Below are 25,764 nucleotides of genomic sequence, written 5' to 3' on the forward strand. Positions count from 1 at the left end.
TATGCGCAACAGCGCATGGATTGGCATCGATTTCGGCACCTCTGGGTGCCGGGTTTGCGCGATTAATGATTCCGGTCATGTTATCGCCCAAACTGAACAGGTTATTCCACGCTCTTCACAATCCTACCCTTCTCCATCAGAACAGGCTCAAATCCTGTTTGATGCGTTAAGCGATCTGTTAAATCAGCTTCCCGAATTTTTGATTGACGCTATTTGTATTGATGCCACCTCAGGCTCAGTAATGCTGTGTGATTCACAAGCAAAGCCGTTAAGTGAAATGCTGATGTATAACGATGCTCGCGCTACCCAAGAAAGTGAAACAATCACCAGCATTGCCCCCAGCGATTCAGCAACGTTGAGTGCCAGCAGTGGTTTGGCAAAACTGCTCTATTTCCAGTCAACGCGGGTACTACCGGCCAAATATCATTTATTGCATCAAGCCGATTGGTTAGCGATCCAATTAGGCGCCAGACCCGGTGTAACTGATTACAACAATGCCTTGAAATCGGGCTTTGATGTCATCAACCATCGCTGGCCGGATTGGCTGTCTTGTTTAACAGCATTGGCTGTATTGCCCGAAGTGGTTGCGCCAGGCGCCATTATTGGCAAACTCTCAAAGACCGCAATGCAAAAACTGCGACTGACACAAGACACGCCACCAAAGATCAAAGCCGGTACAACAGATAGTCTTGCAGCATTTATAGCCACAGGTGCAAATAAAATAGGTGATGGGGTGACATCTCTGGGCTCGACCCTGGTGTTGAAGTTGCTATGCCAACACCCTGTTTATGATGCACAAAGGGGTATTTACAGCCATAAACTGGGAAAACATTGGCTTTGCGGTGGAGCGTCTAATACCGGTGGCACAGTGTTAAGACATTTTTTTACTGATGAGCAGTTAATCACATTAAGCCAGAAAATTGATTTAAATGCGGTACCACCTGATTTTTATCCGTTGCTAAAACCTGGTGAGCGTTTTCCAATTGCAGATGTAAACCATCCACCTCGACTGACACCTCGGCCAGCTGAAGATCAGTTGTTTTTACATGGCATACTCATGGGAATCGCGCGTATCGAGAAAGCCGGATACGATTGTTTAGAAATACGAAGTAAGACAAAATTACAATCTATCCGAACAGTTGGTGGCGGTTCCCGAAATACGGTATGGAGCCAGATTCGCCAATCTCTTTTGCAGGTTCCTTTTGAAGCAACTAATCATACCGATGCCGCTTACGGTAGTGCATTACTGGCTAAAGATGGACTTACATTATTCCAATAAAGGATTGAAAAATGGGTGATTTTATCCAAGGCGCGCGTTATTTACTCAGTGGCTTCAAACTCATCAATCAACCTGGCGTACGTCGGTTTGCCTTTATACCTATTTTAATAAATACCCTGCTGTTTGCTGGTGCAATCTGGTTTGGTATCAGTCAATTTGATTATTGGATGGTGCAGTTAACCCCTACCTGGTTACCAGAGTGGTTATCCAATGCATTGATGTGGATCCTCTGGCCTTTGTTTGCCATTTTAATTGTGTTAATTGTGTTTTTTACCTTTTCCATTCTTGCCAACATTGTGGCCGCACCATTCAATGGATTATTGGCTGAAGCCGTGGAGAAACGCCTTTCAAACCAAGCTCCACCTGAACAGACGTTTTGGCAATTGATCGCCGATACGCCAAGAATGATCTTTAATGAATTACGCAAACTGGCTTATTTGCTGAAATGGATGATTCCGTTATTTATTCTGTCCTGGATCCCGGGCCTGAACCTCATCGCCCCGCTACTTTGGCTGTTTTTTTCCAGTTGGACTTTGGCGCTGGACTATCATGACTATCCGCTGGGAAATCATTTAATGGGATTCAAACAACAGCGCGAACTGCTGAGAACCAGACGGCCATTGGCGTTAGGCTTTGGCATGACCACTCTGGGCGCGACGATGATTCCCATCTTGAATTTTCTGATTATTCCAGTTGCTGTAGCTGGTGCGACAGCTCTGTATGTCGGACGCTTACAAAACCTGACAGTACCGCCAATTACCAATTAACTATCCGCCCACATGCGTAATAAATTGTGATAAGTCCCGGCGAGACTGATGACTTGCGGATCTTTGCCACCCAATTGCTGGGTTAAGGTTTGAATAGACTGGTCCAATTGGAAAAGCAACGCACGCTGTGCATCATCCCGTACCATACTTTGTATCCAAAAAAATGAGCTTATCCGTGCGCCTCGTGTCACCGGTGTGACGTGATGCAGACTGCTCGAAGGATATAACACCATTGATCCGGCTGAAAGTTTTACCTGTTGGTTACCATATGTATCCTCTATCGTGAGTACCCCACCATCGTATTCTTCAGGCTCTGAAAAGAATAAAGTTGCAGACAAATCACTGCGTATCCGAAAGTTGGTACCCCGTAATACACGAATAGCGTTATCTACATGCGTTTGGAACTCCTGTCCTCCGGCATAGTGATTAAATAATGGGGGGAAAACTTTTAACGGTAAGGCCGCGGACATGAATAATGAACTGGCACCTAATGCATCTTGAATGAAATCACCGATTTGCCTGGCAACGGCGCTATCCTCAGGTAATTGCATATTATTTTTTGCCAGTGCCGACTGATGGCCAGAGGTCACGTTACCATCTACCCATTCTGCTTTATCCAGAAGTTTTCGACATTCTTTGACCTGGGCTTTGGTTAATACATCAGCAATGCTCAATAACATCTGGATAACCTTTTTATTCTTTAAAACGAAATAGTCTCTGTGAATCGAAACTCACAGAGACTATAACGAAATTATACTGGCAGCTAGATGCCATCGAAGTTTTTAATAATTAAAGTTCAATGTCAAAAATGCTGAACGACCTGGCGCCATGACAGCATAGTGACGGAAATAAGTCGCACTGAAATAACGTTCATCAGTAAGGTTTTGTATATTCAGCTGTAAGTCGAGATTTTGGTTAATGTCATATTTTGCCATTGCATCCCAACGCACATAAGACGGAATGTGGCCGGTATTGCCTGGGTTTGCATAGACTTTATCCATAAAGAATGCACCGCCACCCAAAGTCAGGTCATCCAGAACCCGATAAGTTGACCAGATACTTGCACTCTGTCTGGCAACGCCCGGTAATTGTTTGCCTTCCGTTCCGGCAGCCCCAAACTGATTAAGATCAGGATCAGTACCCTCTTTAGTTTGCTTGGCATCCAGATAAGTATAGCCACCAAATACATTCCAGCGGTCAGTAATCTGGCCGGCAAAACTTAACTCAAAACCATTTACTTCGGCCTCACCGGCATTAGAAATAGTATTGCCCGTGGTTACCCGCGCATTCGTTTTACGTGTATGAAATACTGCAGCCGTTAACTCCAGATTTTCCATTACATTCCACTTGGTCCCAATTTCAAAAGTTTTACTTCTTTCAGGATCCAAATCTTCTGTTTCAGACACCAATTGACCACCGGCGTACTCAAAATCACCCAACGATAGGCCAACTGGAGATGAAGATGTCGCATAAGCAGCATACACATTTAAATCAGGCTGGATTTTGTATACTAATCCAAGCTGATAGTTGAAGAAATCCTTATCATTTTCCAGAGTTTCAATTGGTGCGCCAGTAGTAGAATTACTGCGATCATATTCCGTTTGATAATCATCATAACGAATACCCGCATTTAACAACCACTTCTCACTTAGCTCCATGGTGTCAAAGACATATACAGAACGGTTAACGGTTTCCGCTTCGGTTCCAGCAAAGTTATCACGTAAAACAGGGTTGTATGCAACATCGTTATCTGGGTCATCAATGGAAGTCAGATTACCACCAATTATTCCACCACCATTAAAACCACGATTACGGTTTTCTTCACGGCTTATCTCAAACCCTGTATTGAGCGTGTGTTTGATGAAACCTGTATCAAAGGCCAGTGACAGATCGGTTAAGTTAGTAATAGTTTCTGTCCGGTTACCCCTGTCGCGTGTGTTCGCTCTATTAATAAGACCGGAGGCAAACTGTGCACTGCTCACATTAGGCCGTTGAACAAAATATTCATTGGTTGTGAGTCCATAACGCGTGGTATTGGTCAGTCTGACGCGTTCATTGAAGTCATGACTAATGGTAAGAGTCGCAATATCAGACTCTGTTTCCATAAAATCACGACCATTTACCCCATACCACTTGTCTTCATTGCCTACAGGTGAACCTTGCGGTAAACCATCAGCATCCTGGATATATGGCAAACCCCAATCAGGTGTGTCGTCAGTTTCCAGGTGATACCAACTTACCGTTGCACTGGTTGGAGAATTCAAACCCAATGTCAGCGATGGCATCATGCCCCATCTTTTAACTTCGACTTCATCACGACCGGCAACATCAGCATCATGCACCATACCCACCATACGGAAGGCGGCGTTATCACCTAACATCGTATTGCCATCAATGGTTGCACGCCGATAACTATCTGTGCCAAAACCGACAGAGCCCGACAGAAAATCGCCTTCTCTCGCCTGTTTAGTCACTAAATTGATACTGCCGCCGGCAGAACCACGACCATCAAACGCCCCACTTGGACCTTTAAGAATTTCCATTTGCTCAATTGCAAAAATTTCACGGGTTTGTGAACCAATATCACGAACCCCATCGACATAAATAGAGGCAAAGGCATCAAAACCACGAATAAACGGACGATCACCAATGGCGATGCCACCTTCGCCGCCACCCAAGGTAATACCCGGCGTCATACGCAATGCTTCTGAGAAGGTTTGTGAACCACTGTCCTGTATAACTTGTTCCGAGATCACGGTAACCGATTTAGGCATATCGATTAAATCAGCAGTAAATTTACGATTTGCCGATTTGTCGATTTTATAAGCACCTTCTTCTTGAGCTTGAACTTCAACTCTGGGCAAATTCACAGATTCTTCAGCATAGGCAGCGGAGCCGAATGCGAGAGTAATCGCAGATACAATTGGTTTGAGTTTAAAATTTCGCGTTCTGCGAATGCCTGTTGCCATGGTGTTATCCTTCTGAAAGTCGCTATTGTAAAGAAATGTAAAGGCGAATAATAATAGTTCTCATTAAGGTGTCAAGAACTTTTCATTACTAGGCTGTGATTTTTCCACATCAAAGTAATGATTCAGAAGAAACGCAGAAGAGAAATTAACAGAAAATGCGGGTTATAGAAGAATCTGCTTGCAGAAATTATTTAAAAACGATCTCATCAAGCAAAGATTCAATTTGGTAATCACAAGACCCACAACCTGAAATTGCGCCTGTTTTACGAGAAATTGTGTCGCTATCAACGATACCCTGCTCAACCAGGCTGATGATTTTACCGCGGGTGGTACCACTGCAATCACAGATCACTTCATTGGCTCTTTCGTCGATGTTATTGTTTTTGTCCATGATCTTTACCTGGCGATAATAAATTTTGAGAAGAAATTTCAGCTTTGGTTTAGCATATTAAACAGCGTCAGATAGGATTAACTCAAGTTATTGAGGTTGTAGCTTCATTCTGTAACTTTTGTGAATAATATCTCTTGCCCAGTTCGACAGAACCTTCCCGAATATTATCCTGTTTTAATACCGCAATAAGGATTTAACCGCATGTTGAGTAATCATTCTCTACATCAAAAAATCGAGTTATCAATCTCTTTAAAAACTTTTTTAGTTTTTTTAAGCACTGTTTTTTTTACATTATTTATACAAACCACATTCGCAGAAACCAATGGGGATAAGCCTTCTGAAGGTACTGAGTTTTCTCGGGATACGGTTATTGAACTAGCTCGACAGCTTGCAGAGCAGCCTTTCAAAGAACCTGCCAATGCACCAGAAGAATTAAAAAAGCTCGACTATTCCACCTATCGTCAAATCAACTTTCAGGAAAATGCAGCCATCTGGGGTGGCACGCCGACAAAATTTTCTGTGCAATTATTTGCGCCAGGTTTTTTATATAAGGATTTAATTGATATCGATGTCGTGGAGAGCGGCAAATCATTCCCGCTGGAATTATCTGAAACTTCGTTTAAGGTGCCAAATGAGGCCATTGGTCAAAAATTAGTAGAAGTGGGTAAATATGCGGGGCTTCGACTGCACTATCCATTAAACAATGAAAACTATCAGGATGAGTTTATTGTTTTTCAGGGTGCGAGTTATTTTCGTGTGGTGTCTAAAGGCCAGCTTTACGGAATTTCTGCTCGGGGCTTAGCAATTGATGTTGCACAACCCAAAGGCGAAGAATTCCCTGTTTTTAAACGATTCTGGATTGAACGTCCCTCCTCCAGCCAGGATGCTATCGTGGTACATGCTTTGCTGGATAGTAAAAGTGTCGCGGGTGCATACCGTTTTGGGATTCATCCCGGCTCACCCAGCACCATTGACGTAAATGCCGTTTTGTTTCCTCGTACCGATATTAAACATGTTGGACTGGCGCCATTGACATCGATGTTTATGTACGGCGGTATGGATAGGCCAGATCGGCTTGATTATCGCCCTGCTGTACATGACTCAGAAGGCCTGCAGATGCGTAACGGCAAAGGTGAACGCTTATGGCGTCCATTAAACAATCCACAAACGTTACAGATTAGTGCGTTTATGGATGAAAATCCAAAAGGCTTTGGTTTGATTCAACGGCAGCGTGACTTTGCCTATTATCAGGATCTTGAGGCCAACTATCACCAACGACCATCCGCCTGGATACAACCGGTTGGTGATTGGGGTAAAGGTCAGGTTGAGCTGGTGGAGATTCCCTCAGATTCAGAAGAAAATGACAATATCGTAGCTTACTGGAAACCTGCTGACGGGTTAAAAAAAGGCGAAGCATTTGAATATGCCTACAAGCTGACATCACCGGACGATGTTCCGGCAAGTGAATCCAAACCGCGGATTGTGCGTAGTACCAGCGGGCTTAAATTATTTGATGGCAATAAAGAAATTATTATTGATTACAGCAACATTGATAGTAATGATATTGAACAAATTGACGTAGTCGCGCATATCAACCAAGGAAAAATCATTGAACGACGAATCGAACCGCATCCCTATATCAATGGAGCGAGAGTCATTATCACTTTTGATCCCGAAGATGCCGATGTCGCTGAAATACGCGTACAGTTAAATAAAGATAATAAATACGCAGCACCCACCTGGCTTTACAGATGGCTAAACAGGGATTGGAATAATTATCTATGAGTCTAGATTTAGTGGTTGATAATACTGACAACAACGTCACATACGAACGTGCACTCCCCGAGGAGGCCCCGCTCTCCATGCCTCGACATGGCGTGTATGAGCAGGGTTTGTCCATGCGGCATAATCAACGGACATTTTTTTATATATTAAGAACGTTGATATCCCGCTTGTTTGTTCTGACAGTGATGCTGGGATTATCCTACTACGGTATTACAGAAATCTATGGTGTATTAAGCACCACCAACAATGTTACCTACCTGCAATGGTTGTTTTTGATTCTGTTTAGCATCAACTTTTTATGGGTTTCTTTTGCCTTTGCTCAGGCGTTGTTGGGTTTTTTACTCCACCTCAAACCACGACTGATTAAACAGCCTGAAAAAGAAGCCGACTTCATCACGGCGATTCTACTGCCTATCTATAACGAAGATCCCCATCGTATCAGGGCTGCACTGAAGGTAATGCGAGATGATTTGCTGGAGAAGGCTCCCGGTAAGTACGCTTTTTTTATTCTCAGTGACACTAACAAGGCAGATGCCTGGATTGCTGAAGAGCAAGCATTTTTTGATTTAGTGAATAAGGATGTTAGTGGTTGTCCGGTCTATTATCGCCGACGACAAAATAATCACGAACGCAAAGCCGGTAATATTGGTGATTGGGTGAAGCGTTGGGGCGCAGCCTATGAGGCTATGATTGTATTAGATGCCGACAGCGTTATGAGTGCTGATTGTATGCTGACGTTATCCCGTAGAATGGCAGCTTCACCCGGAGTCGGGCTTATTCAGACCTTACCAACCATTGTCAGAGCCAATACGCTGTATGGTCGATTACAGCAATTCGCCAATCATTGCTTTGGTCCTATTTATGCCGAAGGTTTATCTGCCTGGCATGGCTTGTCGTCGAATTTTTGGGGCCATAACGCCATTATCCGAACCCGTGCTTTTGCCGAATCCTCGCATCTGCCCATTTTGCCAGGTAAACCACCTTTTGGTGGACATGTATTAAGCCATGACTTTATTGAAGCGGCATTGCTGCGACGTGCAGGTTGGGGCGTCAGATTTGATACCGACATACAGGCCACATTTGAAGAATCGCCTCCATCATTAATTGATGTCATGATTCGTGATCGGCGCTGGTGTCAGGGCAATCTGCAACATACCCCGTTTATGTTTGCTCAAGGTTTTGTTTTGCCTACCCGCTTGCATATTTTTTCAGGATTAATGTCTTATCTGAGCGCCGTTTTCTGGCTGTCGTTAATCGTGGTCGGTTTAGCCATAGCTGTTCAAGCTCGCTATGTGCGGCCTGAATATTTTGCCAATCCTTCACTATTTCCGACCTGGCCGGTATTTGACTCGGAACGTGCGCTGACCTTGTTTTTTGTCTCGATGGCCATTGTCATTGCACCGAAAATATTTGGCTGGTTTGCCGCGTTAATTAATATCCCCAGATGCATGAAATTTGGTGGACCCATACTACTAACATTAAGCACCCTGACCGAGATGATCATGTCAGCTTTGTATGCACCAATTTTAATGGTGCATCAGTTTGGCGTCGTGGTGAGTATTTTCCGGGGTAAAGATAGTGGCTGGATGCCTCAATCTCGTGATGATGGCGCCTTAAGCTGGGCAGCTGTGGCAAGAGCGCATGCTGGGCATACTTTATTTGGTATTATTCTCGCCACCATTTCATTACTGCTCAGTAAAGAATTGTTTTATTGGTTATTGCCCATTACCGGGGGATTAATGTTATCGATCCCCTTATCCTGGCTAAGCGGCGGTACCCGGCGCACCAAACTGATTAAATGGCTGGGTTTGCTTCGGGCCCCAGAGGAAAGGCGTCCTGCTCCCATTTTGGTAGGATTGGAGCAACAACTTTCTCAACTGACTCACCAGCCTTACCAACATGCTTTCATTCGTTTGTTGCGTGATCCAGAGCTGTGCGACTGGCATATTGCACAATTACCTGATAACTCAGGCAATCCGCCGGAATTTCATCCTCCACGGATACTGGCAGAATGGAAGGTAAAACATGCCAATAGTATGCAACAACTTGAATCCTGGCTTGAACCTGCAGAATCATTAGCATTTTTAAATCAGCGGGATTGTTTGCAACAATTAAAAAGTCTGGAAAAACATTTTCGATAAAAAAACACTGCTACAACTCAGCCAGTACATTGGTTGCTGGCTGAGTATTTGAATTTAATCCGATAATTTATTGAGCTTTTGCACTATTAGGTAAAGATGTAATTGAGGAAATTGATCGTATTCAAGATGTCGACATACTGCGCCTGACTGATCTATCACTTTTAATGTTTCAGGGATCCCCAAAACACTGTAATACATAGGCGGGCCCATTGCATTATCTGTTTTTTCCGAAGGTTCATCCATAGCACCAGTGGAAAAAATCAGCACACCTTCAGGGGTTAAAGCCTGAATCAACTTGGTCAAAACAGTTTTTTGTTGATTCAGTGGCAAATGCCAAATGCTATCCCAGGCTGAAATAAAATCGTATTGCTGAGGAAACTGCCATTGACAAATATCGGCATGATAAAAGGTAATGTTTGGATGTCGTTTACGGGCAAACTCGAGCATCTTTTCTGAGAGATCCAACCCCGCAACATCAAAACCACGGTTTATTAATAATTCAATTATGCGACCACTGGCACCACAGCCAATGTCCAGGGCATGGGATTTATTTGCTACAAAAGCAATTGCCTTTTCATGTTGTTGAATGCCATTGTTACGATTAAAACTTTCATCAATCCATTTAGATGCTATTTGATTATAACTATCAGCGACTTGTTGCGGTTTCATGAATTAATTATCACACTAAAATTTGTTTAGTACTGACTGAATGCGTTCAACAGCCTGAAGCAGCCGTTCCTGATCAGTGGTGTAAGCAAACCGCACATGCTGATCGGCTAAATGTACACCAAAATCATTGCCAGGCGTGATAGCAACGCCTGCTTCTTTGAGCAAATATTGTGATAGTGCCAAGCCATCAGTAATACGTTCATTTAAAAATCTGCTGCAGTCAGCATATAAATAAAATGCCCCCTGAGGTTTCACCGGAATTGAGAATCCAATAGATTGCAGGGCCGGTAGTAAAATGTCACGCCGTTGTTCAAACACTTGGCGGCGCTGTTCCAGGATTTCCATGCTGTCGCGATCAAATGCCGTCAAGGCGGCATATTGTGCGGTTGTCGGTGCCGCGAGAAATAAATTTTGCGCCAGACGATCCATGACAGGTTCAAGACTTTCAGGAACCACTGACCAGCCAAGCCGCCAACCTGTCATCCCAAAAAATTTGGAAAAGCTGTTGATCACAATGGCATCATCATCTACTTCGAGGATGGTCGGCAAATGTATGCCGTCGTAATTTAATCCATGGTAAATCTCATCAACCACTAATATTCCTTGTTTGCTCTTAATCGCGGCTGAGAGAGCTTTTAAGCCATTTTTATCGATAATGGTACCAGTTGGGTTAGATGGCGAGGCAACTAAGGCCATTTGGGTGTCCTGATTCCAGTATTTCTCAATATGCTCAGGAGACAATTGATAGGCCGTTTCAGCCCCCACTGGAACAGAAACAGCCGAGGCTTCAACAAACCGGGCAAAATGCCGATTACAGGGATAGCCCGGATCGGTCATCAATAAATGTTTACCCGCTTCTAACAATGCCCCCATAACCAGAAGTAATGCACCGGAAGCACCCGGCGTAATAACAATCCGGCATGGTGAGATAGACAGGCCGTATTGCTGGTAATACCACCCGGCAATTTTTTCTCGTAACGCCATCAGGCCCAATGATGGGGTATAAAAGGTATCGCCATTATTTAAAGAAGCAACTGCGGCATCAATAATCGGTTGGGGCGTCAGGAAATCCGGTTCACCTATTTCCAGATGAATAATGTCTCTGCCCTGCGCTTGCAGTATCTTACCCTGAGATAAAATATCCATCACCTGAAAGGGTTTAATACCCTGAGCGCGCTGGGTGACATCAATTAATTTGGGCATGTAAATCCTGTAATGATTGCAACGTAATATAATGATTGTTGATCGATGAACCGGCGAGAACTTTTGTGGGTATCCCCGGTTCACCTAAATGATCCACCACACATATCGCCTGATCGAAATCTTCTTCAGCAGTATAGGCATTGATGGTGACTAAGGTCGCTATTCCGGCACGATAAGCTGCGGATAAACCATTGGCAGAATCTTCGACAGCAAGACACTGGGATGGGTTAAGTTGTAATTGCTGCAGGCAATAGTGATAAATATCCGGTGATGGTTTTTTGCTGGGCACAACATCCCCAGCAGCAATACATTCAAACCAGTCGAGCGCCGCCTCACCTAACGTTGTTTTAATCAATGTCATCACATTGTCTGGCACGGAAGTGGTAGCGATAGCCAAGCGGACGCCTGACTCCCTGATTTCACTGAGCAAGCGTTTTACGCCAAGACGGAGCGGTATGCTTTGTGTCTCTAATATCTCAATGTAATGCCGGTTTTTAGCTGTATGTAACTTGGAAACCATGTCACTGTGATCACCAGCAAAACCACACTGTAAATGAAAGTTTTCAAGATAGTACTGGATCCGTTCTCGCCCGCCGGTTATGGCTAATAATTTGCCATAAAGTTGATCATCCCAATGCCAATCCAAACCCGCCTCAGCGAATGCGCGATTGAAAGCAATACGGTGCCCATCACGTTCGGTTGCTGCGAGAGTCCCATCCACGTCGAATATAACGGCTTTTAATTGATTCATTAGTCTTTTAATTTTTAAAAATGGGTTAAAATAGCTCAATTATTTTGCACATGCCTGAAGCTTCTGGTATAGATGCGCCCTTGTTTTTAGAAAGTATGAGGTTTGCCAATATGGACCCGAACCAAGATGATGTCAGTTTCACCCCGTATCAACCGGGTAGTGATGAAGAATACATGAGCAAAGATATGGTAAAACATTTTCGAGGTATTCTCGAAAAGTGGCGTTCTCAACTTATGGAAGAAGTTGACCGCACTGTTCACCATATGCAGGACGAAGCAGCAAACTTCCCCGATCCTAATGATCGTGCGACTCAGGAAGAAGAATTTACTTTGGAATTACGTACACGTGATCGTGAACGTAAACTCATCAAGAAAATCGAAGAATCACTGATCGATATGGACAAAGGTGATTACGGTTTCTGCGAATCATGTGGCGTAGACATTGGCATTCGCCGCTTGGAAGCTCGTCCAACAGCAACACTATGTATTGATTGCAAAACATTGGATGAAATCCGCGAGAAAAACCGCGCCTGATTTCATCTACGACTCACCTCATACTTGCATGCAAGGTAGTCCTGAAAGCCCTGTGAAAACACAGGGCTTTTTTTTATCTCTCATAAATATACAACAGATCGACACCACTATTGGTTCCAGATTCCGCTTGTAAGGTCCAAATCTTGGTTAGGGTATAACGCAGCTGTACGGTGCTGACGGGCTCAAAGATTCCAATGCCATAGCCAATATAAAGTTTTGGTGATAGATATTTGCCAATTTGTACGGCGGCATTATCAGGGCTTTCCCCTGTAAACTCGACAGAATCCAGACCAAAAGTACTGGCAATCTTTTCACTGACCGCATTTCCATTGGAAATCCCCAGATTTGTCGCTGCGGATGCCAGCATGGCAGCATCCGTGGCACTGGCCTGGCCTAAAGGTCTTCCCAAAACAATATAAGACAGCACATCCTCCTGACTCATTGAAGGGTCCGAAAACAGTGTGGCCTGCGGATTGTTGGCCGGTCCTGTGATGTGAATACCGGCCTGATAGTCAGATCCTTTACGAATCGCTTTAATATCCAAATCAGGATTATCAATGGCGGTGCCTGCAAAACGTACTTTGCCATTATCGATTTTTAATTCGCGACCATAGGCTGCATAAATGCCATCATGAACCGTGATTTCACCATCACCCAATAAAAGCTGTCCGGCATCACCATATATACGTAAATTGCCACCCAGCCGGCCACTAAAACCTAATGCCCGGATCATTACGGTTTCGCCTAATTCAACAGTGATATCCACATCTGTTGCCAGTCGCATCGTTTCGTCATTGGTTTCTTTTCCAATTATCACCACATCTTGACTGGGTGACACAGTGGTATTGAAATCCATTGGTGCCAATTCGGCATTAGGAATTTTCAGGTTACCCGTAAGTTTGGCTGTTTGAGGTGATATCCTCAGTTTTAAATCTGGGGAAGCAATAACATAGGCTTCCGGAAGGTTCATTACTTCAAGCTGGTTACCTTTAATCGTGGCATCAAGTAACCAGTCTTTGTCATCCATCGTAAAATCACCGGCGACTTCCAGTTGTCCTTCAGCTGATTGTGCCTGTACTAGCATCTTCAAACCGGATAAAGGATCACCTGTAATATCGGCATTTATGGCAGATAACGTTATGCCCATATCCACTAAAAATATCTGACCTTCTCGCAAACTGATGGCAGTGGTTAACTCTGGCTTGTTGACCGTTCCCTGCATATCCACATGCAATTCCAACTGACCCGCCAGATCGTCAAATGTGAGTGTTTCCAGATTTAATGCTGCAAGATCTTTTACTGAAGTCTGCATCTGCATGCTGAGCGGGGTATCTTGTGGGGCAAGCATCAGCGTTTTAACATCTGCAGTTTGTAATCTTGCTTCGATTGGCTGCACACCATCCACATCCGGTGCCAGTGTAATCGCCATCATACTGTCTGCTGAGGTCAGCTGATAACGCAAATCTACTGCACTAAATTTAATAGGTTGCTGCTGGCTTACACTTTCAGACTGAAGTTTTAATACGGCCTCATTGAGTGATAAATTACCCACACCCGTGATATCGCCATTTTGGGTATCACTAGCTAACTGTAATTTTCCCGAAATAAAACCGGATAATTGAGCAAACTCTTCGATCCATGGTTTGAACATTTCTACAGACAACTGGTTGATATCAACATGTGCCTGCGCACCTTGAGGAGCATTTTCGCCTTGTAAACAGAGTTGTGCCTGCGCCGAAGATTGCCAGCAGTGCTGTGACATAATCTGTTTATCAGCAGATATCTGTATATTGCCAGCTTCGCTGAGTTGCCATCGGCCAGCCATATCATTATCAATGGTCATGGACTGTAGTTGACCAGTCCATTGATTTTGTTCATCCAGGCGACCTTGCAACAGACTGGATAAGCTTGCCACATCAGATGCAATTTCCAATGCCAATTGATGCTGATCTCGCTTACCTGTCAAGCTCAAATCTACCGAATCAATCGATTGCTCTGCCACCATGATCTCGGTTGATACCAGATTCACTTTACTTTGCTGGTTGTCTGTCAGATCAACTTGTGCATTAACGTTTACCTCGCCAATACTGATATCCTCAGCCCATTGAATAGCAGAGCCATCCAGATTTGCATTGAGCTTCAACCGGGACAATTCACCATAAAGCTGGCCCTGTCCGTCCAGACTTCCCGCTAAATGTGGGTGAAAATCCTGCAGATTTGGCGATGCTAATGTCCAACTCAGATCAAGTTGTTTTTCCACCCTGCCCTTGACCGATAATTGCGAGTCACCTAGTTGAAGCTGCATATCCTGAATGTTTATATCGGTATTAAACGCTTGCAAATTACTGTTCAGAGAAAAGTGCCGCTCGCGTAACAAGCCATTTAAATGTAAGTCCTGTACGCTCGCTTCAAAATCGCCTTCACCTTTATCCGCAAATTTGACTTGCGCCTGTCCACTGACTCTTCCTGGCCATTCCGCAGCAAAGGCTGCGGGGTCCAACTGTCTTAATGTTACCTTGCCATCAACAAGCAGATTCTCTTTCCAATTTATGCGACCACTGAATCCAGCGCCACCATCAGCAATTTTAGTATCAGCGCGGATATCAGTAACACCGGATTCCGGACTGGTCGCCAGCAAATTAACCATTAGCGGAATCTGGTCGATAATAAAATCTGAATCTACTGTTAAATCAAACAGATCCTTCTCGCCGTTAAGGTTGAATCCACCGGTGTAACTTTCAATATCCACCTCACTCAGCGCAGCTGGAATTTGCAGGTTTTTCCATTGACCATCAATCTGATAACGCAATTGTGGTTTCCACTCCACCTCACCACTTACATTCAGATCAGCCAATGCAGAATTTACTTCAAGTGAATGAATATTGGCCTGCTTTAAATCCCCCCGTAAATAGCTGTTAATGGTCCAGGTTTGTTCTAACGCTTCCAGGGAACTGCTCAAAATCAAACGATAATCCTGCAGATTTCCCTTGAGCGAAAGTTCACCAGAAGCTGCACCCACCAATAAGTCGGTATCGGGTTGCCATGGCCATTGAAGCTCTGACCAGCTTGCCTCTATCGAAAAGTCACTTGCTAAAGGATCATCAGGTACTTCGATATTACCGTGCAATTCCGCAAAGCTGTTCTGGCTGATAGCCGTCATCAAATCGACACGCCAGTTCGTCAAATCAGTTGAATTCAGACTCATGCTGGCAGATAAAGGAGGATTGACGTTTTCCAGCTCCCGTAACTCAAAGTCCAATTCAACTTTAGCGCTTTCAAGAGAGCCTTTGGCATCTAGGTTAATGGCTGAAATATCGCCAATATCCACTTTCAGGATTCGATCTAATGGAAGTGTTTCGCTTTCCACACTCAGACGCCAATCCAGATCGTCGAGAAGATTACGGACCATCAGAGTTTGTTCGGACGCAAAGGGTTCACCCAACTGCTGCCGTACAGTCATTTGTTGTAAATCGCCCGTGATCGTTCCGGTAGCAGAAATTAAGCCCCATTCAGGATCATTCAGTCTGGCACCATAATTTAAATTGGTAGCATAAGGTTCCGTTAACGCCACATTACCAACCAGGGTGAAAGCAAATATATCTCGATTTAATCTTAATGACGAAACAATTAAGCGATCATAATTCAATCTCAATGAAGTATCGAAACGATCAAACAAAGTGTTCACAACACCTTGATTATTAATTAATTCAGCTTGAGTGATGCGTAGAGATCTCAGGTGTATCGCTAACGGCAGACTAAATTGAGGAATGACCAATTCGGCGCTCTCCCTCGGCGTTTCAACTTTTTCTACCTGGCTGATTTGCAGTTTATCAATATGGATTTGATTGATAATAAAACGGCTGGAAAGTAACGACCATAATTGCCAGCGAGCATCAATGCTCTCTATATATATCGCATCTGCTCCATCAGGTTCATAAGCGATGCCCTGCAGATAGATGCCGTCATATAGTCGACCACTTGCATCATTAATGGTGAGTTCAGGAAGGGTTTTTTGAGTGAAATTCAGTGCAGTGTTGAAGCCCGACTTCGTCATCAACAACCAATACAATGTTGCCGGTATCACCAGCAGCATTACAATTGCGATTATCCATAATACGCGCTTTATCACAAATCAGGTCCTATCACGATATGCAAACCAAAGGGTTTGTCTTCATCTGAAATCCCACTGGCGACATCTACTCGAATCAAGCCAACCGGTGAACGCCAGCGAATACCAATACCCACACTATACTCTATTGGATCTGACCAGCTGTTAAATGCATTACCAAAATCGGTAAACACCGCTGCTCCCCAGTTTTGCACAAACATATGTTCATATTCGACGCTGCCAACCGCCAGATAGCGTCCACCAATCACCTCATTAAGATCATTTTCGGGACCCAGAGATTCATAATCGAACCCTCGAATACTATTATCACCACCGGCAAAAAAGCGTAATGAGCTTGGCAATTTTGAAAAATCACTGACTTCGGTAGCGCCTACCACTGCACGAGTAATAATTCGATTGGACTCACCAAAACCTTGAATATATTTACCACGGACCACTACCTGACTAAAACTGATATCAGAGAGAATCCCTTCAGCGGCCCCACTTAACTCCAAACTTACTCGCCCTCCATGTCGGGTATAGAGCGTGTCATCAGCCCAGGTTCTTGCATAGGCAATTCCCGGAATCAATAAAGAGGTAGAAGCAGAATCATCGGAGACATCAAAACTCTCATTCAAAAACTTGATACTACCGGTCTCCTCCCAGCCCCAGCGCATACGATTATAATAACTGCCCACAGCGATTGAACTGCTTTCACTAGTGTCGGTATCTTCTTGTTTATACTCGGTATTAAAACCTACCGTATCAATATTCTCACTCCAGAAAGGCATCTTGTAATCGGCGCCGACACGACTGGCACTCTGTGATAATCGGCTATCAACCGATAAATTGTGGCCGCGGTCATTAACATAACGATTTTGCCAGCCCAAACTCATTCTGGCACCGGTATCGGTGCCATAACCAATGCCTGCGCTGTAACGATGCTTTAAATTTTCCGTCAGAGAGACTTCAATAGGGACGGATACATTGTCACGGGCAGCTGTCATTGCCTGAGTGGAAACGGAAGCAAAATAGCCACTATTTTGTAGAGTATTTCTTAGTGTGAGAAGTTCGTTTGCATTAAAAGGTTGTCCAGCCTCAATTGGCGACATGGCATCCAGAAGTTCTTTATTCACGACGGTATCAGGAAAGCTGATATCACCGAATCGGTAACGCTGTTTCGCATCGTATTTCAGGCAGATATCAGCTGTATTTTTTTCAATGTTTACACTGACTTTACTGCAGGTAAATTCACCATCAAAATAACCCCGTTCAGCGGCAATACGTAAAAAAGACTTTTTGACGTTTTCATATCGCTGATGTTCAAAGCGATCCCCTGATTTTAATGGAATCGTCTCAACCAATTTGCTAAATACCGGATCGTTAAGCGCTTCCCCCTCCAAGGCGATCTCCATATTTTGGATGGTCACAGGTTCGCCCAACTCAACCAGATATCGCGCTTGCCAGTTATTTTCTTCTGGTTCGGTTAATTCGGCAGTAATTTTGGGAGAGTAATATCCATACACGGTGAGCATATGTTTCAACTCATCGACGGCTTGGTCATGCAAGCGCTTTATACTGCGGGAATTCAAACGAGGACTGTTTTTTTGCCGACTAATGCTTAATCCGTTGAGTAACGTTTCGCTCCAGTCTTTGTTTATACCTTCAAGCTCAATCTCAATATTCTTTTCCGTATCAGCCCAAACCATAAAGGATTGAAATAAACAGACAAAAAATACCAGGATGATTCTGCTACAGCAGTAGTTGGGGCATAACGGCATAGAGTTTCTATCATGATTTATGAAAAGTGCAGCAATACATTTCGCTTAACTGGAATCAGTCAAATCAATATTTGACAGTCATATAGACAAATTATGACAGCTTCGACTCTCTGGTGTTCTTGATGGGGATAAATTAGTTTGATTGATCGATGAGAGTATCTTTACGAAAAGCACTTGGTGAACAACCAAAAAAGTGACTGAATCGTCGACTGAAATGACTTAAATCGTTGAAACCAAAGTTGTAACATGCCTCAGAGATACTCAACCCCCTGCTAATGGCATCCGCTGCTGATTTAAGTCGAAGTTGCTGATGAAACTCCCCTGGTGTGCAACCCAGTTGTTTTTTAAATTCAACATAAAGCCGGCTTCGGCTCATACAGGCCTGACGGCAAAGTTGCTCCACATCCAAAGGTTTGCTGAGATTTTGTTTCAGGGAATGAATAACTGCTGTTATGCCACTGGCATCCGGCGCATTTTGACAGTAGCTCAATAAAACTTCGCGCCCCTGTTCACGAAGCAATCTGATAACCAGCTCCGAAACACCCAGGTCGATTAGTAATTCTTTATCCGGGTCATTACGGATATATAAACCAACCATTTTTTCCAGTAGTAACTGGGTGTCACGTGTGTGATGTTTATGAATAATGCGCGGTTGATATTCCCAGCTGTGATCCGGTACCTCCATTTTTACCACGCTCTGCATCCGGTTTGATATGGTTTGGATCCGTTCCCTGGAAATTTCAATGGTCAAACACGTGGTTGGCTGTTCTTCATTGGCATCCGGAAAATCAATTTCAACATGTTCCCCGGGTGGCATCACATAAGATTCATGTGGCACAAATAACTCACCTGAAGCGCTGTAATGATCATGCATTACTTTACGGCCACTTACCATTCCGCAATATAGTAAATGATCAGCATTAAGCCTCACACCAGTTGAGCTTCGATACGTATCATAGATGCTCAGTTCGGTTTCCGGCCCATTAAACGTCACTTTATTTTCTATCAGTAACTGACGACTTTCTCGCCGCTCACTGGTGGGAAGTAAATCCAAGCTCATAATATGACCTAAATGAACAATAGCTGATTTTGTGGTTGTTCTTAGAGTGAAGTCAAGCAAATCAAATTCGTCACCCTGAAAAAACCACTGATTAAAGATGAATTTTTCATGGATTCAAATGGCAAATCTCTTGAACCATATGGTAAGTTTTTTGTCACTTCTGGACTATCAGTCAACTATTTGGGATTTTTGGTCAAGTAAGTTATCCACTTTAGGATTTATGCTGATTTTTTTAAACACATAACTACATATATAGAGAGAGATTTATGATTTACGCAAAACCAGGTACCCCCGAGTCGGTTATCTCATTTAAATCACGTTATGAAAACTTTATCGGTGGCGAATGGGTAGCCCCGGTCAAAGGTGAATACTTCAATAACATCACTCCCGTCACCGGCGAAGTTATTTGTGAAATTCCGCGTTCAGGTGAAGCAGATATTGAATTGGCTCTTGATGCAGCACACAAAGCACGTGAGGCTTGGGGTAAAACATCGGTGCAGGAACGCAGCAACATTCTGTTGAAAATTGCGGATCGCATTGAAGCTAATCTTGAAAAACTGGCTGTCGCCGAAACGTGGGATAACGGTAAAGCTGTCCGGGAAACACTGAATGCTGACATCCCATTAGCCGCCGACCATTTCCGCTATTTCGCCGGTTGTCTGCGCGCTCAGGAAGGCACGATGGGCGAAATTGACGAAAACACAGTTGCTTATCACTTTCATGAGCCACTCGGTGTTGTCGGTCAAATCATTCCGTGGAACTTCCCGCTGTTAATGGCGGCATGGAAACTTGCTCCAGCATTGGCCGCCGGTAACTGCGTAGTCATGAAACCTGCAGAACAAACACCAGTATCCATCTTGATCCTTGCTGAATTAATTGGCGATTTACTGCCAGCAGGTACATTAAATATCGTTAATGGCTTTGGTCGTGAAGCTGGCCAGGCACTTGGCACCAGTAAACGTATCGCCAAAATTGCATTCACGGGCTCAACCCCTGTTGGTTCGTTGATTATGAAATACGCAGCCGAAAACATTATTCCTTCAACGGTTGAGTTAGGTGGCAAATCACCCAATATCTTCTTTGAAGACATCATGCAACAAGAACAGGATTACATTAACAAATGTGCTGAAGGCATGGTGTTGGCATTCTTTAACCAAGGTGAAGTATGTACCTGTCCTTCTCGCGCTGTCATTCAGGAAAGCATCTATGACGAGTTCATTGCGGTGGTTATGGAGCGCGCCAAACTGATTAAACGGGGTAATCCGCTGGATACAGATACCCAGGTTGGCGCTCAGGCATCACAGGAACAGTTCGATAAAATTCTCAGCTATGTCGAAATTGGTAAACAGGAAGGCGCTCAACTATTAATGGGCGGCGGTATTGCCCAGCTCGGTGATGAATTCAACAAAGGTTTCTATATCGAACCGACATTGATGAAAGGCAACAATAAAATGCGTATCTTCCAGGAAGAAATCTTTGGCCCGGTTGTCTCAGTGACAACCTTCAAAGACGAAGCTGAAGCACTGGAAATTGCCAATGACTCAGAATTTGGCCTGGGCGCCGGTTTATGGACCCGTGATATGAACCTTGCCTATCGTATGGGCCGTGCAACTCAAGCCGGACGCGTATGGACCAACTGCTACCATAGCTACCCTGCTCATGCAGCGTTTGGTGGTTACAAGAAATCCGGTGTTGGACGCGAAACTCACAAAATTGCGCTGGAACACTACCAACAAACGAAAAACCTGTTGGTTAGCTACAGCACCAGCCCGCTCGGTTTCTTCTAAAAAATACTCCAGATAAAAAATCTACTCTCCCCTAAGCCAGGCTTACGGGAGAGTTTTTTTATTGGCTGTTGACTACATTTAACGTTAGCAGCGGGCTATACTCAAAATAGAGAGAATAATAAGGTAAGGTAATCATGGCTCAGAATAATATTGAATCTACCCTTCATGAAAATCGTCACTTTCCGCCTTGTGAAGATTTTTACAAAACCTCTGCACTGACCCCTGAAAAACTTGATGCACTTTATGCCAAAGCGGCAGAGGATCATGAAGCTTTCTGGGGCGATTTAGCCAGACAGGAACTTGACTGGATCACCCCATTCAGCAAAATATTGGATGACAGTAATGCGCCTTTTTATAAATGGTTTGCAGATGGTCAGTTGAATGTTTCCTATAATTGCCTTGATCGACAATTAAAGAATAACGCAGAAAAAACCGCCATTATCTTTGAAGGCGAGCCAGGCGATACTCAGCACATAACTTATCGTATGCTGCATCAAAAAGTCTGTGTCTTTGCCAATGCTTTGAAAAACCAAGGTATTAAAAAAGGTGATCGGGTCATCATCTATATGCCAATGATCACCGAAGCAGTGGTAGCGATGCAGGCCTGTGCAAGGATTGGTGCCATTCACTCAGTGGTTTTTGGTGGTTTCTCAGCAGGAGCATTGAAAGATCGGGTTGAAGATACGCAAGCCAAGCTGGTCATCACTGCTGATGGCGGGCATCGTGGTGGCAAGATAGTTCCATTGAAAAACACCGCTGATCACGCATTAAGCCAAGGTTGTGAAAGTGTTGAAAAAGTAATTGTTTTCAAACGTTGCGGAAATGATATCCCTATGCAAGATGACCGCGATATCTGGTGGCATGAGGCTGAGCAAGACCAATCAGCAGAGTGCGAACCAGAACCTATGAATGCCTGCGATCCACTGTTTTTACTCTACACTTCTGGCTCTACTGGCAAACCGAAAGGGATCCAACATTCGTCCGCAGGTTATTTACTCAATGCCATTACTACCATGCGTTGGGTGTTTGATATTCAGGATAAAGACGTGTTCTGGTGTACTGCCGATGTGGGTTGGATTACCGGACATACCTATGTGGCCTATGGCCCTCTGGCGGTCGGCGCCACCATGATTATTTATGAAGGTGTGCCCACTGTTCCTGATGCAGGTCGTTTTTGGGATGTCTGTGCCCGTCATCATGTCACCACCTTCTATACCGCTCCTACCGCGATTCGTGCATTAATGAAAGCGGGTGATGATATTCCTCAACGCTATGATTTATCGAGTCTTCGGCTATTAGGCACAGTTGGCGAACCAATCAACCCTGAGGCGTGGATGTGGTATCACCGGGTGATCGGTCAGGAACGCTGCCCGATTGTCGACACCTGGTGGCAAACCGAAACCGGCGCACATATGATTGCACCGGTGCCTGCAGTTACCGTGACCAAGCCAGGTTCCTGCACTCGCGCACTGCCAGGTATAGACGCCGCGGTAGTCAATGAACAAGGTGAAGAACTGGGACCTAATCAAGGCGGTTTTCTGGTGATTCGCAAACCATGGCCGTCGATGATTCAAACGATCTGGGGTGATGATAAACGTTATAAAGATACCTATTGGCCCTACTTTGATGGTAAGTATTATCTTGCAGGTGACAGTGCTCGTCAGGATGATGAAGGTTACTTCTGGATCATGGGTCGTATTGACGATGTGCTAAATGTCTCTGGACATCGTTTGGGTACGATGGAAATTGAATCCGCTCTGGTCGCTCATAAAGCTGTCGCCGAAGCTGCGGTGGTTGGTAAACCACATGAAGTCAAAGGAGAATCGGTCTTTGCCTATGTTGTACTGAAAGGCAAACGGCCGGAAGGTGGCGTAGATGAAGATATGACCAATGAGTTACGTGCCTGGGTAGCTGAGCAGATCGGACCCATCGCCAAGCCAGATGAAATCCGTTATTCGGACAACTTGCCTAAAACCCGTAGCGGTAAAATTATGCGTCGTTTATTGCGTACTATCGCTCAAGGTGAAGAAATCACTCAAGACACCTCGACTTTAGAAAACGAAAGCATTTTGTTGCAATTACAAGGTAAAGCTTAATGGCGAAAGCCGAAATCGAAAGTCAGGAAAATCAACGGCTGGATAAATGGCTCTGGGCTGCGCGGTTTTATAAAACCCGCAGCCTGGCCGTTGAAGCCATTAATGGCGGCAAAGTGCATGCAAATGGTCAACGGGCAAAACCCAGTCGTACTATCCGGCCCGGCGATCAATTAACGATTTCACAACCACCTTACGAATATATTGTAGATGTTTTAGGTCTGCAAAAGCAGCGCCGCCCGGCCAGCGAAGCTCAGCTGCTGTATCAAGAAACGGAGGCAAGCCGTGAAAAACGTGAATTGTTACGTGAACAAATCAAAAATGAGCCGTTAGGTTTCCGTGACCAAAAGGGCCGCCCCAGCAAACGCGATCGTCGGCATATCATTAAATTTACCCGGGGTGACTAATGGATAAACCTGAATTGCTCAATACTGCAGATAAACAGCTACCGGCATTACGTTACGCTGTGGAGTTGCAAAAAACCGCTGCCTGTGTCGGATTTGATTGGCCACACATTGACGGTGTGATTGCGAAAATTCATGAAGAACTGGATGAAGTTGCTGCAGAACTTGATGATGCAGATCCAAAAAAATTACAGGAAGAAATTGGCGATTTGCTGTTTGCGATTACCAATCTTGCCAGACACTTAGCTGTCGATCCACAGCAAGCCCTCGAACAATGCAATGAGAAATTTTTCCGCCGCTTTCAGTATATTGAAACGCAAATTAGTTTGCTGGGCAAATCACTACAATCTGCATCGTTAGAAGAGATGGATGCATTATGGGATGAAGCAAAATTAAATGAGAAAAAGCGTTAAGTAAATACTGTAAGCGATTCTTTTAAAAGTCTAAAAATAAACGATAAGTTACCATCGAAGACTCTGTAAATCCATGCTGTTCATAAAAACGATGTGCTGCTTCGTTGTCATTATCGGTCAGCAATGTGATGCGTTTACAGCCTTTTTGTTTGGCAAAATCAATTGCGTAATTCAGCAATAGAGAGCCAACACCCAGTCCACGTTGCTGTGGAGCAATAACCATATCTTCCAGTATCGCCACCCTGCTGCCCAATGCCGTAGAGACCGTGTAGAGCAAATTCACCATGCCGATAATCTGGTCTGATTGTTTAGCGATCAGAATATCGCCAATACCATCGCCCTCTATGATTGCCCCTAAACCAAGCGCCTGTAATTCACTATCCGGTTTAAATTCGGCTTCCTGACTGAACAATGTATCTAACAACATACATAGTTGTGGAATATCAGAACTTACCGCAGTATGTATTTCCATAATTTATCCGACAGACGTAATTAAGTGATGATTTGACTTTATTGATGCTGAGTAACCTGAATATTCGACATATAAATATCAAAGCCCAATTTACATCATGGATTTAGTCACTTTCTGCAGTAACTTTGTCTTTTTAGGCCACGATAATCAGCCCCCCGTCACACTCATATGACGGAAGATAATCGGTTGTTCTTTGATATTAAAGTCATGGCCTTTCGGTTTGATATCCATCGATTTGATAATGGCCTGTTTGAGCTGGTCGATATCACCTGGATGGCGGCGAATGATATCGCGTAAATCTATTGAATGTTCCTGACCCAGACAAAGCAATAAGCGCCCTTCTGTCGTCACACGCACCCGATTACAGCTTTCACAGAAATTATGGCTATGTGGAGAGATAAAACCGATTTTGCTATCCGTTCCAGCAACTTTGTAATAGCGCGAAGGACCGCCAGTCGTGGTAATGCTGCTTTGCAAATCAAAGTGCTTTTGTAACGTCGCCAACACTTCATCGCTGCTGCAAAAACTCTCACTGCGACTATGTGAAACATGGCCTAGCGGCATTTCTTCGATATAGGAAATATCCAGATCATTCTCAATCGCAAATTGAGCCAAATCGACAATTTCATCATCATTGCGGCCTTTCATGATCACCGCGTTAAGTTTGATGCGTTTAAAGCCTGCCTGTTTAGCAGCTTCAATTCCTTTCAATACCTGTGTTAATTCACCAGTACGAGTTAATTCACGAAAGCGATCGGCTTTTAATGAATCCAGACTGATATTAATACGATCCAAACCGGCTGCAGCAAGCTTTTTAGCGTACTTCGGTAACTGGGAGCCATTGGTGGTTAAGTTCAGCTCTTTAAGGGATGTGGTGTGCTTTAACGCGCCAATTTGCTCCATCAGCCAGTCAACATTGCGACGCACAAGGGGTTCACCGCCCGTAATCCGGACTTTTTCCACGCCCAACTCACAAAAAGCCGTGACCAAAAAGGCGATTTCTTCCAAGGTCAGCAGTCGCTCGCGAGGCATGAACGTCATTTCTTCATCCATGCAGTACACACAGCGAAAATCACAACGATCCGTGATCGATATCCGCACATACGACACGCGGCGGCCAAAATTATCGATTAATTGTGTTTGCTTATCCGTCATAAT

General features: G+C 44.2%; 20 protein-coding genes. 9 read left to right on the forward strand and 11 right to left on the reverse strand.

Annotation, left to right across the window (positions count from 1 at the left end; translation table 11 throughout):
- Position 1: 1 nt before the first annotated feature.
- Both LGT40_RS13120 and cysZ read left to right on the forward strand, forming a co-directional pair.
- Positions 2–1,279, forward strand: a complete 1,278-nt coding sequence (locus LGT40_RS13120; RefSeq protein WP_226074254.1) for an FGGY-family carbohydrate kinase — start codon at positions 2–4, stop codon at positions 1,277–1,279.
- A gap of 11 nt (positions 1,280–1,290) precedes the next feature.
- Positions 1,291–2,046: a sulfate transporter CysZ gene (gene cysZ, locus LGT40_RS13125; RefSeq protein ID WP_226074252.1), complete on the forward strand. Its 756-nt coding sequence runs from the start codon at positions 1,291–1,293 to the stop codon at positions 2,044–2,046.
- Here the strand turns inward: cysZ and LGT40_RS13130 are convergent.
- The 3 genes from LGT40_RS13130 to LGT40_RS13140 all read right to left on the reverse strand — a co-directional run bounded on the left by LGT40_RS13130 (position 2,043) and on the right by LGT40_RS13140 (position 5,406).
- A complete protein-coding gene (locus LGT40_RS13130; protein ID WP_226074250.1) occupies positions 2,043–2,726 on the reverse strand; it encodes a Fe2+-dependent dioxygenase in 684 nt (227 codons plus the stop codon). The two genes, cysZ and LGT40_RS13130, sit on opposite strands and share 4 nt — an antisense overlap.
- Before the next feature lie 102 nt (positions 2,727–2,828).
- The gene (locus LGT40_RS13135; RefSeq protein ID WP_226074241.1) at positions 2,829–5,015 is read right to left on the reverse strand and encodes a TonB-dependent receptor; all 2,187 of its coding nucleotides are present in this window, start codon (positions 5,013–5,015) and stop codon (positions 2,829–2,831) included.
- A gap of 187 nt (positions 5,016–5,202) precedes the next feature.
- On the reverse strand, positions 5,203–5,406 hold the full coding sequence (locus tag LGT40_RS13140) for a (2Fe-2S)-binding protein (protein WP_226074232.1): 204 nt from the start codon (positions 5,404–5,406) through the stop codon (positions 5,203–5,205).
- A gap of 201 nt (positions 5,407–5,607) precedes the next feature.
- Between LGT40_RS13140 and LGT40_RS13145 the strand changes: the two genes are divergently transcribed.
- Positions 5,608–7,191, forward strand: coding sequence for a glucan biosynthesis protein G (locus LGT40_RS13145; protein WP_226074230.1), 1,584 nt, complete (start codon positions 5,608–5,610; stop codon positions 7,189–7,191).
- A complete protein-coding gene (mdoH, locus tag LGT40_RS13150; RefSeq protein WP_226074227.1) occupies positions 7,188–9,332 on the forward strand; it encodes a glucans biosynthesis glucosyltransferase MdoH in 2,145 nt (714 codons plus the stop codon). Before LGT40_RS13145 ends, mdoH begins: the two co-directional genes overlap by 4 nt.
- 54 nt (positions 9,333–9,386) lie before the next feature.
- On the opposite strand, the gene LGT40_RS13155 is transcribed toward mdoH, so the two are convergent.
- From LGT40_RS13155 to LGT40_RS13165, 3 genes are read right to left on the reverse strand one after another with little or no spacing between them, the layout of a single operon-like run.
- Positions 9,387–10,001 carry a class I SAM-dependent methyltransferase gene (locus LGT40_RS13155; protein ID WP_226074226.1) on the reverse strand — a complete coding sequence of 205 codons (615 nt, stop codon included), beginning with the start codon at positions 9,999–10,001 and terminating at the stop codon, positions 9,387–9,389.
- Between the two features lie 15 nt (positions 10,002–10,016).
- Complete coding sequence (locus LGT40_RS13160) at positions 10,017–11,204, reverse strand: pyridoxal phosphate-dependent aminotransferase (protein ID WP_226074224.1); 1,188 nt, start codon at positions 11,202–11,204, stop codon at positions 10,017–10,019.
- Entirely contained in the window at positions 11,188–11,955 is a 768-nt protein-coding gene (locus LGT40_RS13165) for an HAD family hydrolase (RefSeq protein WP_226074222.1), read from the reverse strand. The genes LGT40_RS13160 and LGT40_RS13165 overlap by 17 nt, the downstream gene beginning before the upstream one ends.
- Before the next feature lie 110 nt (positions 11,956–12,065).
- On the opposite strand from LGT40_RS13165, the gene dksA reads away from it, so the two are divergent.
- Positions 12,066–12,488: an RNA polymerase-binding protein DksA gene (gene dksA, locus LGT40_RS13170; protein ID WP_226074220.1), complete on the forward strand. Its 423-nt coding sequence runs from the start codon at positions 12,066–12,068 to the stop codon at positions 12,486–12,488.
- Between the two features lie 73 nt (positions 12,489–12,561).
- On the opposite strand, the gene LGT40_RS16390 is transcribed toward dksA, so the two are convergent.
- The 3 genes from LGT40_RS16390 to LGT40_RS13185 form a co-directional block, all read right to left on the reverse strand.
- The gene (locus LGT40_RS16390) at positions 12,562–16,617 is read right to left on the reverse strand and encodes a translocation/assembly module TamB domain-containing protein (protein ID WP_226074218.1); all 4,056 of its coding nucleotides are present in this window, start codon (positions 16,615–16,617) and stop codon (positions 12,562–12,564) included.
- Complete coding sequence (locus tag LGT40_RS13180; RefSeq protein WP_226074216.1) at positions 16,614–18,305, reverse strand: autotransporter assembly complex protein TamA; 1,692 nt, start codon at positions 18,303–18,305, stop codon at positions 16,614–16,616. The genes LGT40_RS16390 and LGT40_RS13180 overlap by 4 nt, the downstream gene beginning before the upstream one ends.
- Before the next feature lie 205 nt (positions 18,306–18,510).
- Positions 18,511–19,437, reverse strand: a complete 927-nt coding sequence (locus tag LGT40_RS13185) for a helix-turn-helix domain-containing protein (protein ID WP_226074214.1) — start codon at positions 19,435–19,437, stop codon at positions 18,511–18,513.
- Positions 19,438–19,703: 266 nt separating this feature from the next.
- Here LGT40_RS13185 and exaC point away from each other — a divergent pair, with 266 nt between their 5' ends.
- From exaC to LGT40_RS13205, 4 genes are all read left to right on the forward strand, one after another.
- A complete protein-coding gene (exaC, locus tag LGT40_RS13190) occupies positions 19,704–21,224 on the forward strand; it encodes an acetaldehyde dehydrogenase ExaC (protein ID WP_226074213.1) in 1,521 nt (506 codons plus the stop codon).
- Positions 21,225–21,358: 134 nt separating this feature from the next.
- Positions 21,359–23,320: an acetate--CoA ligase gene (gene acs / locus LGT40_RS13195; RefSeq protein ID WP_226074211.1), complete on the forward strand. Its 1,962-nt coding sequence runs from the start codon at positions 21,359–21,361 to the stop codon at positions 23,318–23,320.
- Positions 23,320–23,724: an RNA-binding S4 domain-containing protein gene (locus LGT40_RS13200; RefSeq protein ID WP_226074209.1), complete on the forward strand. Its 405-nt coding sequence runs from the start codon at positions 23,320–23,322 to the stop codon at positions 23,722–23,724. The genes acs and LGT40_RS13200 overlap by 1 nt, the downstream gene beginning before the upstream one ends.
- Positions 23,724–24,134 (forward strand): MazG nucleotide pyrophosphohydrolase domain-containing protein, encoded by a 411-nt coding sequence (locus LGT40_RS13205; RefSeq protein ID WP_226074207.1) that lies wholly within the window; start codon positions 23,724–23,726, stop codon positions 24,132–24,134. Before LGT40_RS13200 ends, LGT40_RS13205 begins: the two co-directional genes overlap by 1 nt.
- Before the next feature lie 22 nt (positions 24,135–24,156).
- On the opposite strand, the gene LGT40_RS13210 is transcribed toward LGT40_RS13205, so the two are convergent.
- Entirely contained in the window at positions 24,157–24,606 is a 450-nt protein-coding gene (locus LGT40_RS13210; RefSeq protein ID WP_226074205.1) for a GNAT family N-acetyltransferase, read from the reverse strand.
- Positions 24,607–24,753: 147 nt separating this feature from the next.
- Positions 24,754–25,761: a GTP 3',8-cyclase MoaA gene (gene moaA / locus LGT40_RS13215; RefSeq protein ID WP_226074203.1), complete on the reverse strand. Its 1,008-nt coding sequence runs from the start codon at positions 25,759–25,761 to the stop codon at positions 24,754–24,756.
- Positions 25,762–25,764: the final 3 nt, after the last annotated feature.

The organism is Methylophaga pinxianii, from assembly GCF_020447225.1.
In the GTDB taxonomy this organism is placed as follows: domain Bacteria; phylum Pseudomonadota; class Gammaproteobacteria; order Nitrosococcales; family Methylophagaceae; genus Methylophaga; species Methylophaga pinxianii.